Origin of the sequence: Nesterenkonia halophila, assembly GCF_009467795.1 — a bacterium.
Taxonomy (GTDB): domain Bacteria; phylum Actinomycetota; class Actinomycetes; order Actinomycetales; family Micrococcaceae; genus Nesterenkonia; species Nesterenkonia halobia.
Window position 1 is genome coordinate 17,896 of record NZ_WIAX01000012.1, and the last position, 10,543, is coordinate 28,438.

At 73.0% G+C, this 10,543-nt stretch carries 10 protein-coding genes; 4 read left to right on the forward strand and 6 right to left on the reverse strand.

The features are described 5' to 3' along the window. Positions 1-23: 23 nt before the first annotated feature. Together GCL72_RS05720 and GCL72_RS05725 are read left to right on the forward strand one after the other, a co-directional pair. Entirely contained in the window at positions 24-998 is a 975-nt protein-coding gene (locus GCL72_RS05720) for a sugar-binding transcriptional regulator (RefSeq protein WP_153143757.1), read from the forward strand. Positions 999-1,217: 219 nt separating this feature from the next. Continuing rightward, positions 1,218-2,207 carry a GTP pyrophosphokinase gene (locus tag GCL72_RS05725; protein WP_246161039.1) on the forward strand — a complete coding sequence of 330 codons (990 nt, stop codon included), beginning with the start codon at positions 1,218-1,220 and terminating at the stop codon, positions 2,205-2,207. A gap of 45 nt (positions 2,208-2,252) precedes the next feature. Here GCL72_RS05725 and thiD read toward each other — a convergent pair whose 3' ends face one another. The 4 genes from thiD to GCL72_RS05745 form a co-directional block, all read right to left on the reverse strand. Continuing rightward, positions 2,253-3,137, reverse strand: a complete 885-nt coding sequence (gene thiD / locus GCL72_RS05730) for a bifunctional hydroxymethylpyrimidine kinase/phosphomethylpyrimidine kinase (RefSeq protein ID WP_153143758.1) — start codon at positions 3,135-3,137, stop codon at positions 2,253-2,255. 124 nt (positions 3,138-3,261) lie between these two features. Beyond that, positions 3,262-4,488, reverse strand: a complete 1,227-nt coding sequence (gene chrA / locus GCL72_RS05735; RefSeq protein WP_425486764.1) for a chromate efflux transporter — start codon at positions 4,486-4,488, stop codon at positions 3,262-3,264. Positions 4,489-4,610: 122 nt separating this feature from the next. Beyond that, positions 4,611-5,372: a response regulator transcription factor gene (locus GCL72_RS05740; RefSeq protein ID WP_153143759.1), complete on the reverse strand. Its 762-nt coding sequence runs from the start codon at positions 5,370-5,372 to the stop codon at positions 4,611-4,613. Further along, positions 5,369-6,658: a sensor histidine kinase gene (locus tag GCL72_RS05745; protein WP_153143760.1), complete on the reverse strand. Its 1,290-nt coding sequence runs from the start codon at positions 6,656-6,658 to the stop codon at positions 5,369-5,371. Before GCL72_RS05745 ends, GCL72_RS05740 begins: the two co-directional genes overlap by 4 nt. A gap of 142 nt (positions 6,659-6,800) precedes the next feature. Here GCL72_RS05745 and GCL72_RS05750 point away from each other — a divergent pair, with 142 nt between their 5' ends. Both GCL72_RS05750 and GCL72_RS05755 read left to right on the forward strand, forming a co-directional pair. Then, a complete protein-coding gene (locus tag GCL72_RS05750) occupies positions 6,801-7,301 on the forward strand; it encodes a hypothetical protein (protein WP_211364982.1) in 501 nt (166 codons plus the stop codon). Positions 7,302-7,419: 118 nt separating this feature from the next. Further along, entirely contained in the window at positions 7,420-8,622 is a 1,203-nt protein-coding gene (locus tag GCL72_RS05755) for an SGNH/GDSL hydrolase family protein (RefSeq protein ID WP_153143761.1), read from the forward strand. 33 nt (positions 8,623-8,655) lie between these two features. On the opposite strand, the gene GCL72_RS05760 is transcribed toward GCL72_RS05755, so the two are convergent. Both GCL72_RS05760 and GCL72_RS05765 read right to left on the reverse strand, forming a co-directional pair. Continuing rightward, positions 8,656-9,627: an AEC family transporter gene (locus GCL72_RS05760; RefSeq protein ID WP_153143762.1), complete on the reverse strand. Its 972-nt coding sequence runs from the start codon at positions 9,625-9,627 to the stop codon at positions 8,656-8,658. A 9-nt stretch (positions 9,628-9,636) separates the two neighbouring features. Continuing rightward, complete coding sequence (locus tag GCL72_RS05765) at positions 9,637-10,515, reverse strand: SOS response-associated peptidase (RefSeq protein ID WP_153143763.1); 879 nt, start codon at positions 10,513-10,515, stop codon at positions 9,637-9,639. Positions 10,516-10,543 lie beyond the last annotated feature (28 nt).

The window sequence follows — 10,543 nt, forward strand, 5'->3', positions numbered from 1 at the left end:
CTAGATGGGGGATACTGGATCTCATGCGCACATCCTTCCGCGAGAAGGCGGAGTACCACGCTGCACAGATGTACTATGCCGAGAATCGCACGATGGAGTCCATCGCCGGCGAACTCGGCATCTCCCGCTCGACGGTCTCGCGGCTGCTCGCCGAGGCCCGCGACCAGGGCATCGTGCGGATCTCGCTGCATCCGCCCATCGAGCGCCCCAGCGCGCTGGAGCACCTGATCAGCGAACGCCACGGGGTCGCCGCCCACGTCGCCTCCTCCACCCCCGAGACCGAACCCTCCCAGCGGCGCGACGCCGTCGCCGTGCTGGCTGCCGAGGTGCTCGACGCCCTGGTCCGTCCGGATGCGGTGATCGGCGTCGCCTGGGGCCAGACGATGACTTCGGTGGTGACGCGCCTGCCGCGGCGCCCGGTGCGCAATGTCGAGGTCGTCCAGCTCAACGGGGCGGTGAACTCGCAGCCCGAGGGAACCAGCGTCGGGCTCGGCACCGGGATGAGCGTGGTGGAGAACTTCGCCCGAGCCTTCGACGCGCGGGCGCACGTCTTCGCCGTGCCGGCGTTCTTCGACTACGAGGAGACCAAGGAGGCGCTGTGGCGGGAGCGCTCGACGCTGCGCGTGCTGGATCTTCACCATCGGGCGACAGTCGCGGTCTTCGGCGTGGGCACCTTCGGCCAGGGCGCGCCGTCTCAGGTCTATGCCGGCGGATACCTCAGCCGCGAGGACATCGACGCACTCACCGCCGAGCGGGCGGTCGGCGATGTGTGCACCGTGTATCTGCGCGCCGACGGATCCTGGGAGGACATCGGGCTCAACCGGCGCAGCTCGGGACCGAGCCCCGATGCGCTGCGCGGGGTCCCGCGGCGGGTGTGCGTGGTCAACGGGCCGCAGAAGGTGCCGGCGCTGCGCGCGGCGCTGGCCGCCGGGCTGGTGACCGACCTGGTCATCGACCAGGTCTCGGCCGATCTGCTGGCCGGCTCCGCCGCCGGTTGAGCCCCGCGGCCTGCTGAGCCCTGCGGCCTCCGCTCCCCTCCCCGGTCGCCGACGTCGTCGGGACGATCTCGCGCTGAGCTGAATCCGACGTGGTGCTGACATGCAGACACCGTCCAGGGTGCGGCACTAGAGTCGGATATCGAAGACGTCGAGGGGCGGTCCTGCCGCTGTCGGACGGACGACCGACGTCGTCGCCTCGTCAGAGCCGAAGGAGCTGAGATGTCCTCTGGACCGTCGATGGAGACCGAGTTCCCCACCGCGCGCGACGGTCGCGCCGCCGCGCATTCCGCGGAGGCCCCGGCGGCATCCGAGGCCGACGGCGACGCGCGATCCGGCACCCAGCTGGCGCGCCGCGGCGACGACGACCGCGACCCCTACCAGCAGCTGTTCAACCAGCTGCAGGACAACGCCGGCAAGAACGGATCCACCGGCGCGGTCCCGCGGATGATCGACATCCGACGCCAGCTCACCGAGTTCCAGCTGCACTATAAGTTCGGCATGGACGAGGTGCTGACCAAGATCAACGTCCTCCGCGAGGAGTTCGAGCACACGCGCGACTACTCCCCCATCGAGCACGTCAACTACCGGCTGAAGTCCCTGGACCGGATCCTGGAGAAGGTCGACCGCTACGGCTGCGAGCCCACGCTGGAGGGCATCCGCGGGGCGATCCGCGACATCGCCGGCATCCGCATCACCTGTTCCTTCGTCTCCGACGCCTACTGGGTCGCCGAGATGCTCTGCTCCCAGCCGGATCTGCGCGTCGTCGAGGTCAAGGACTACATCCACCGGCCCAAGCCCAACGGGTACAAGAGTCTGCACGTGATCGTGCAGGTGCCGGTCTTCCTCTCCAACCGCACCGAGTTCGTCTACGTGGAAGTGCAGATCCGCACTGTCGCGATGGACTTCTGGGCCTCGCTGGAGCACAAGATCTACTACACCTACGACGGCGAGGTCCCCGACGAGATCCTCGAGGAGCTCCACGACGCCGCGCAGAAGGCCGATGCTCTGGACCGGCAGATGGCCGAGATCCGCGACCGAGTCACCTCGCTGAAGGAGCAGGCGCCGACCTCCGGGCAGGGCGCCACCGGTCCGACGCCGGACGCCCAGGACCGCCCGGACAGCGGCCGCTGGTTCCCCGAGGCCGACGCCTCGCAGGCCTGGCGGTGGGAGGACATCGCCGCTCAGGCCTCCTCGTCCTCCGGCGACTGACCCGCCGGCCGCCAGTCCGCGGCGCAGGCACCGCGCAGGGGCGGCTCAGCGCCAGAGCTGGGCGAAGTGCTGGATCGGGCCGTGGCCCATGCCGACGTCGAGCCGCTCCGCGTCGCGCAGCGCCTCGGTCATCCAGACCTTGACCTCGTCGACGGCCTCCTCCCAGCTCAGCCCGCGGGCGCGCAGGGCGGCCAGCGCCGCGGAGACCGAGCAGCCGGTGCCGTGGGTGCTGGTGGTCTCCACCCGCGGCCCGGCGGCGCGATGCTCCGGCGGCCGGACGCCGTCGACGGCCGGGTGGACGAGGACGTCGACGACGTCGCCGGCGGCCAGATGCCCGCCCTTGGCCAGCACCTTCACCCCGTGGGCGTCGGCGACGACGCGCGCCTGGGCGATCAGCGTCTCGGCGTCGCCGGCCGGCTCCCGGCCGGCCAGCAGGGCCAGCTCGGGCACGTTCGGCGTGATCAGATCCGCCCGGCAGAGGAACGCGAGGAGCGCGGACTCGGCCTCGGCGTCGAGCAGCCGGTCCCCGGAGGTGGCGATCATGACCGGGTCCAGCACCAGCGCCGGACGTTCGGCACGGCCGGTCCACAGCCCGTCCCACCACGCGGCGACCGTGTCGATCACCTCGACGGTGCCCAGCATCCCGATCTTCACCCCGTCGACGGCGACGTCGTCGGTGACCGAGGCCAGCTGCGCGGCGAGGAATTCGGCCTCGGGCACGTGGATCGCACGCACTCCGCTGGTGTTCTGCGCGACCAGAGCCGTCACTGCGGCCATCCCGTAGGTCCGGTGGGCGGCGAAGGATTTCAGATCCGCGTGGATGCCGGCGCCGCCGGTGGGGTCTGTCCCGGCCACCGAGAGCAGATTGGGGATCTCGCGGACGGGTCCGGTGTGCGGTGCTGTCGTCGTCGGCGCGTCGGCAGGCGTCATGATGCTGGCATCCCTTCGCATGTGCTGGCAGGTGCAGGTTCGACGGGTGTGCTCTCAGCCCGCGGGCCGCTCGCCGCGCAGGCACCCCGTGCCGGACGACGAGTGTAGCCGGTCACGCCGGCGATCAGAGCACCGCCCAGCCCAGCAGCCCCGCCGCGAGGACGACCGCCCAGGCCGGAGCACGCCAGGCCGAGAGGGCGACGAAGCCGGCCACGGCGACCACCAGCGCCCCTGTTCCCGCGGCCAGCACGCCGGCGGTGAACACCGGGGTGTACAGTGCGGCGGCGAGCAGGCCCACCACTCCGGCGTTCACTCCGCGCAGCGCCCGACGCACCCGCGGGGCGCCGCGCAGCGCCTCCCAGAAGGGCAGCGTGCCGACGACCAGCAGTCCGGCCGGCAGGAAGATCGCCAGCAGCGCGATCGTCGCGCCCAGCACGCCGCTCGGGCCGCTGGTGGCCGAGGCGCCGAGGAAGGAGGAGACGGTGAACAGCGGACCGGGGACCGCCTGCGCGGCGCTGTAGCCGGCGAGGAAGACCTCCTGGTCCACCAGGCCGGTGCCCACCGTCTCGCCCTGCAGCAGCGGCAGCACCACGTGGCCGCCGCCGAAGACCAGTGCGCCGGCGCGGTAGAAGAGGTCGACCAGCGTCGCCGCCGGACCGGCGACGCTGCCGGCGAGTGCGGCGGCGAGCACGGGCAGCCCGACCAGCAGCAGCCCGAAGGCCGCCAGGGCGGCGACGGCGACGCGGCGGCGGATGCGCACGGCGAAGGCGTCCTGGTCCCCGGCCGGGGCCTCGTCGTCGGGCAGCAGGAGCAGTCCGGCGAGCGCGGCGAGGACGATGACGCCGACCTGGACCGCCGGATGCGGGATCAGCAGCACCAGGATCATCCCGGCCGCGGCGATCGTCGCTCGGCGCGGATCCGGGGCGTGGGCCCGGGCCATGCCGAGCACCGCATGGGCGACCACGGCGACGGCGGCGGCCTTCAGCCCGGACACCCATCCGGCCTCCGAGAGGTCGCCGGCGAGCGCGACGCCCTGGGCGACGGCGAGCAGCAGCACCGCCGAGGGCAGGGTGAAGGCCGCCCAGGCGGCGAGCATGCCGCGGAATCCCGCCCGCTGCAGCCCCAGGGCCATGCCGACCTGGCTGGAGGCCGGTCCCGGGAGGAACTGGCACAGCGCGACGAGGTCGGCATAGGCACGCTCGGAGATCCAGCCCCGGCGGATCACGAAGGCCTCGCGGAAGTAGGCCAGATGCGCCACAGGGCCGCCGAAGGAGGTCAGGCCCAGGCGCAGGAACACCAGCAGCACCTCCAGGGTGCGGCCCGGGCTGCTGTCCTCGAAGTGTGCAGAGATGCTGTGCCGCTCCGGCCGGGCGGGGGCCGCGTCGTCGGGGTCGTGTGCGTCGCTCACGGGCCGACAGCATGGAGCCTGGAGGTTAACGTCCGGAGAACGCGGCCGGGCCTCGGTGCCGAGGGTCAGCGGCGGCGCCGGTGTCCGCGATGCTCTCGACGATGCAGTCCGGCCCGTCGGGCGAGGATGGCCAGCTCGGTGCGGTCCCGGGCGCCCAGCTTGTGGAGCATGCGGCTGACGTAGGTGCGCGCGGTCTCCGGGCTCAGGTTCAGCGCGGCGCCGGCTTCGGCGTTGCTCCGGCCGCGGGCGACTTCGGCGAGCACCTCGATCTCGCGGCCGGTCAGCAGCGAGAGGTCCGCCGACGGACCGGCCTGCTCGCCGTCGTCCCCGCCGGCGCCTTCGCCCTCGCCTCCGTCCTGGTCGTCCGGGTCGTCTCCGGGCGGGCCGTCGGCCAGATGCTCCATCAGTCGGCGCGCGATCATCGGCGAGAGGAGATTGCCGCCGGACGCGGCGGTGCGCACCCCCTCGCGCAGCCGGGCGGCCGGGGTGTCCTTCAGCAGATATCCCGCGGCTCCGGCCCGGACGGCGGCGAGGATGTCGGCGTCGTCGTCGAAGGTCGTCAGCACCACCACCCGGACGTCGGCGAGGTCCTCCCGAGCGCAGATAGCCCGGGTCGCCGCGATCCCGTCGAGGCCGGGCATGCGCAGGTCCATCAGCACCACCTCGGGCCGCAGGCGCTCGACCCGGCGCAGCGCGTCGTCGCCGTCGAGCGCCTCGCCGACGACGTCCAGGGGCTCGCCCTCCTCCCTCGGGCCGCCGCTCAGCAGAGTCCGCAGCCCGGCGCGGACGAGATCCTGATCGTCGACGATCAGCACACGGATGCTCATCGTTCCTCCTGTCCGTCCGACGGTATCCAAGCGTCCACGCGCCACCCGGATCCCGAGCCGTCCTCCGTCGGCCCCGCCTCCAGTCGTCCGCCCAGCGACTGGGCGCGCTCCCGCATGCCGGCGACCCCTGTCCCGGCCGAGCGGGCCGAGTCCTGCGGCAGGCGTGCCGGTCCCCCATCGGAGATCGCCACGTGCAGCCCTTCGGCGTCGGCGGCGATCCCGACCTGCGCCGACCCGGCGCGGGAATGGCGCACCACGTTGGTCAGCGCCTCCTGGACGATCCGGTGGACGGCGGACTCCACGGCGGAGGGCAGCTCGGTGTCGAGGAACACATCCAGCTCCACCGTCAGCGGCAGCTGCGGAATGACCGTCTCACGCAGTCCGGCCACCGTGGGCGGCATCCGGGAGGCGCGAGACTCGTCGACGTCGGGCAGCCCGGCGTCCTCCTCATGCACTCCCGACCGGGAGAGGATGGTCATGGTGCCCCCTCCATCGGTTCGGCCTTCGGGGCCGGCGCGACGCAGCTGTCGGACCGTGGTGCGCAGCTCCTCGAGCATCGACCGTGAGGTCTTCCCGATGACCTCCAGCGCCGCATGCGGCTGGTCGACCACGCGGGACGGGCCGGAGCCCGCCGCTTCCTCGGCCTCGCGGGCGATCTCGGCGTGCATCGCGATCACCGTCAGCTGATGGCCCAGCGAATCATGCAGCTCGCGGGCGATCGACGAGCGTTCCTCTGCGACAGCCTGTCGCGCGCGACTGCGTTCGGCCGCGACCGTGGCCTCGAGGAGCTCCTGGCTGCTGCGCTCCAGCTTCCGTCGGATCCGCAGGGCATCGCCCAGGGTGACGGCGGCGGCCATCAGTGCCACGTGCCCCACCGCCTCGTAGCCGAGGATACGCGCGGGATCCTGGCCCTGCAGCAGCCGGACGGCGTAGCTGACCACCAGCAGCACGACGGCGGCGAGCGCCGGCGAGCGCGGACCGCGACGCTCGGCGGCGGAGAACAGTGCGGCGAAGGCCGGCACGGACAGGCCGATCACCGGGTAGCCGGCCGCGTAGTAGGCGAAGATCCCCAGCACCGTCAGCCACAGCACCACGAGCGGTCGGGTGCGGCGCAGCAGCATCAGGGCGCCGAGCCCGAGGGCCCAGAGATAGGCCGTGACCTCCGGCGGGCGCTCTCCGGCCTGATCGGCGGTGATCATGACGGCCACCGCGACGACGACGAGCAGGCCGAGTAGAGCGTCGACGACGTTCGGAGCCTTCGGTCGCAGTCTTCTCCCGGTGCCCATGACGGCGAGTCTAGGCCGCGGATCCCCGCGGCGGGATCGCCTGCGGGCGAAGTCGGTGCCGCCCCGCCGTCGCCCGCAGGCGATCGCGGCCGTCGCTCGTGGGCGGATCCACCGGTGTCCCCGCCCACGGGACGGTGGAGGCATGACATCAGACCGACAGTCCGCAGAACCGTCCTCGTCCTCATGCCCTCCCGACGCCGCCGCATCCTCGCCCGGGCTCCGGTGGCACACCGTGCTGCTGCTCGCGCTGCTGGCCGTGCCGCGGGTGATCACCCACGATCTCGCCCTCGTCCCGCCCGGGTCTCCGCTCAACGCCCTGCTGGCAGTGCTGCCGCCGGTGATCTGGGTGCTCGTCGTCCTGCTGCGCCGCGCACCCCGGCCGCTGCTGAGCCTGCTGGCGGTCGGGGCGGTCTATGGAGTGCTGCTCGCGCTCGGCCACCAGCTGTTGTGGGAGCAGGCCTTCGACAGCGGGACGCCGCAGCTCGGCGGACGGCTGGAGAACCTCCCGCCCGCCGCCCATGCGTTCATCACCCGCGGAGCGGCCGTCATCTCGAGCCTGTTCACCGGCGTCGCGCTCGGTCTGGTCGCCGGGGCCGTCGCCGCCGGCCTGCAGGCCCTGGGGCGGGCGATGCGCCGTGGATGACCTGCACTGGCGGCTGGTCCTCGCCCTGGGTGTGCAGAGACTGCGGGGCCGCACGGCGAGCCGACCCTGAAACCGGCACGCGCCACGGCCGGACCGCAGCCGCAGTAGAGTGGCACGTATGCGCGTTGTGGTCGACCACACCTCTCTGCGGAGCACGCCCGTCACCTCCGAGCTCGTCCACGGAGCAGTCGAGCTGACCGCCGGCGAGCGCGGGCTGCGTCCGTGGCGGCTGCCCGGGCGTGCCCGCCGACAGATCCATGACGAGGGCATGGCCGCCGTCGTCGCCGCTCCCTCGGGCGTGCGGCTGCGGATGCGCACCGCCGCGGACCGGCTGCTGCTGCAGGTGGTCCCGCTGGACCGGACAGTCCATGATGATCCGCTGCGCCCCTCCCAGGTCTATGACGTCCTCGTCGACGGCGAGCTGCTCGCCCAGCCGGTCGCAGAACCGGCCGCGGATCCGGGCGTCCCGGCTGCTGACGGTGACTGCCTCGTCGACGTCGCCGCGGCCTGCCCGGGCGGGCGGCTGCCCGGCGGCGAGCGGCTCGTCGAGATCTGGCTGCCCGCTGAGGAGCCGACGGAGCTGATCGCGGTGCACGGAGACGCCCCGGTGGCCCCGGCCGCCCAGACGGGTCCGCGCTGGGTCCACCACGGCAGCTCGATCAGCCACGGCGCCGTCGCCGTCGGGGCCGCGCATGCCTGGCCCGCCGTCGCCGCACGCTCCGCCGGACTGGATCTGGTGAATCTGGGCTTCGCCGGCCAGGCGATGATGGACCAGTACACCGCCCGGACCATCCGGGATCTGGAGGCCGATCTGCTCTCGGTGAAGCTGGGCATCAACATCGTCAACGGTGACACCTTCCGGCTGCGCAGCTTCGCCCCGGCCGTCCATGGGTTCCTCGACACGATCCGCGACGGGCACCCGGAGACGCCGCTGCTGCTGATGACCCCGATCTGGTGCGGAATCCACGAGCACACCCCCGGCCCGGTGGAGATCGAGGAGGTCGACGACGGCGGCGGGCCGCGGTCCCTCGCCCGGGCGACCGGCGATCCGGCCCAGGTGGCCGCCGGCCGGCTGACGCTGACGATCATCCGCGAGGAGCTGGCCCGCATCGCCGCCGACCGCGCCGCCGAGGATCCGCATCTGCACCTGGTCGAGGGGCCGACGCTCTACGGCGCCGAGGATGCGCGGACCCACCCGCTGCCCGATGCGCTGCATCCGGACACCGCCACACACCGGCTCATCGGCGAACGCGCCGCCGACGGGCCGCTGCGCGCCGTGCGGGAGGCCCGGGCCGCCAGTCAGCGCGGCGACCGCCGGTGAGGGCCTCGTCCGGCCCGCGGGGCGACGGCGCCCTCAGGGCAGCAGGAACTCGGCCGCCAGCGGAATCGTGAGGATCGAGGCCAGCGTGCCGGCGACCAGGATCGCCGCCGCCAGCCGCCCGTCGCCGTCGTACTCCTCGGAGAAGACGAAGACCGTCGTCGACGAGGGCATCGCGGCCATCAGCACCAGTGCCGCGGCCCAGACGGGTCCGAGGTGATCGGCCAGCGGCAGCACCGCCAGCCAGGTGGCCAGCGGCAGCACGAGGATCTTCACTGCAGTGCCCAGCGTGATGGCGCGCTTGGGGACTCCTCCGGAGCGCACGCCCTCCAGCGCCGGATGCATGGCCAGCCCGACGGCGAACAGCGCCACCGGCACCGCCGTGTCGCCGACCATCGCGACACTCTCGGAGAACACCTCCGGCACCGCCAGCGGAGTGAGCACCACGGCCAGCGCCGCGGCCATGGACAGCGCGACCGGGTTCAGCAGCACCGCCTTGCGCACGATCGGCCAGAGCCGACGGCGCCAGGCGGCGCGGAAGCCCGCCGGTCCCGTCGCTCCGGTCGCGACAGTGCGCACCACCGGGTAGCCGGTCATGTAGATCATGTTGTGTGTCAGGTGCAGCACGCCGGCGGCCAGTGCGGCCTCCGGGCCGACGGTGCTGAGCGTGATGGGCATGCCGAAGTAGCCCACGTTGCCGAAGGTCGCCGCCAACGACGTCGGGGCGGCGCCGGAGGCCGCCCGCGCTCCCATCGTCCGCGTCGCGGCATAGGTCAGCACTGAGAGCAGCAGCGTCACGCCGGCGGCGAGCGGGATCGCCGCGGCCGGCACGCCCTGCGCCGGCGGGGCGGCCAGCACCGCAGAGAAGACGAAGGAGGGCAGCCCGAAGTAGAAGACGAAGGCGTTCAGCCCGGACTGGGCCTGACGGAAGCGGGCGGCGAAGCCCGCCAGGAATCCGACGGCGAGCACGATGAACATCGGCGCGATCGTCGTCAGCATCGAGAGCATCTGACGATGTTAGAACAGACCCTCGATCGGCCGCGTCAGCTCCGGGGAATCATTGCGGACGTTGCCCACCGCCCGGTCGACCTCGTCGATCGCGAAGCCGCGGGCGACGTCGAGCGCCGCCGCCTGCAGCCGCTCCAGCTGCCCGGCGGCCTCGTCGCGGTCGCGCTCGCCCGGGCGGATCCAGTCCGCGGCGGTCTCGACGTCCAGGGCCAGCGGGAGGCGATCATGCAGATCAGCCAGCGTCTGCAGCGTCTCGTCTCCATCGCTGGTCGTATCGCCGGGTCCCGGCTCGTACGAGGGGCCGGTGAGGATCGTCGTCGACAGCACCCAGGAGTCGGCGCCGGCGGCGGCCAGCTCGGGGTCCTGCCACCATTCGTAGAGCCCGGCGAAGAGCAGCACCGAGCCGTCGGCCGGACGGATGTAGTGCGGGGTGCGGACCGTCCTGCCGGTGGCCTCGTCGACGGCGGCCCGCCACTCGTAGTAGCCCTGGGCCGGCACGGCGCAGCGGCGGCGACGCACCGCCGACCGGAAGCTGGGTTTGCTCGCCGCCGTCTCCGAGCGGGCGTTGAAGGTCTTGGCGCTGAACGCCGCCGACTCGGCCCAGCGCGGCAGCAGTCCCCAGCGGGCCGAGTGGATCTCGCGGCGCCTCGCCCCGGCCGGCGACGCCGAGGGCTCCGCGCCCTCCGCGGAGGACGCGGCGGAGGACTCCGCGCCGTCGGCCGCTTCGACGAGCCGCTCGACGAGGATCGGCACTGTCGCCGTCGGAGCGATGTTCCAGGACTGCTGGATCGCCGTCGTCGCCGGGACCTCGACCTCGTCGAGCCCGGCGGCCGAGAGCGCGTCGACCAGGTCGCCGGCCCGCAGGGCCATCACGTAGCGGCCGCACATGCTCGCCTCGCCTCCCTCTCCGCCGTCG

What these genes read in the sequence shown, in the direction of transcription:
- GCL72_RS05745 (WP_153143760.1), bottom strand. Translation starts at nt 6,658, where the DNA reads ATGGGCACCGGGAGAAGACTGCGACCGAAGGCTCCGAACGTCGTCGAC.
- GCL72_RS05755 (WP_153143761.1), top strand. Translation starts at nt 7,420, where the DNA reads ATGCGCGTTGTGGTCGACCACACCTCTCTGCGGAGCACGCCCGTCACC.
- GCL72_RS05750 (WP_211364982.1), top strand. Translation starts at nt 6,801, where the DNA reads ATGACATCAGACCGACAGTCCGCAGAACCGTCCTCGTCCTCATGCCCT.
- GCL72_RS05740 (WP_153143759.1), bottom strand. Translation starts at nt 5,372, where the DNA reads ATGAGCATCCGTGTGCTGATCGTCGACGATCAGGATCTCGTCCGCGCC.
- GCL72_RS05765 (WP_153143763.1), bottom strand. Translation starts at nt 10,515, where the DNA reads ATGTGCGGCCGCTACGTGATGGCCCTGCGGGCCGGCGACCTGGTCGAC.
- GCL72_RS05760 (WP_153143762.1), bottom strand. Translation starts at nt 9,627, where the DNA reads ATGCTCTCGATGCTGACGACGATCGCGCCGATGTTCATCGTGCTCGCC.
- GCL72_RS05725 (WP_246161039.1), top strand. Translation starts at nt 1,218, where the DNA reads ATGTCCTCTGGACCGTCGATGGAGACCGAGTTCCCCACCGCGCGCGAC.
- thiD (WP_153143758.1), bottom strand. Translation starts at nt 3,137, where the DNA reads ATGACGCCTGCCGACGCGCCGACGACGACAGCACCGCACACCGGACCC.
- GCL72_RS05720 (WP_153143757.1), top strand. Translation starts at nt 24, where the DNA reads ATGCGCACATCCTTCCGCGAGAAGGCGGAGTACCACGCTGCACAGATG.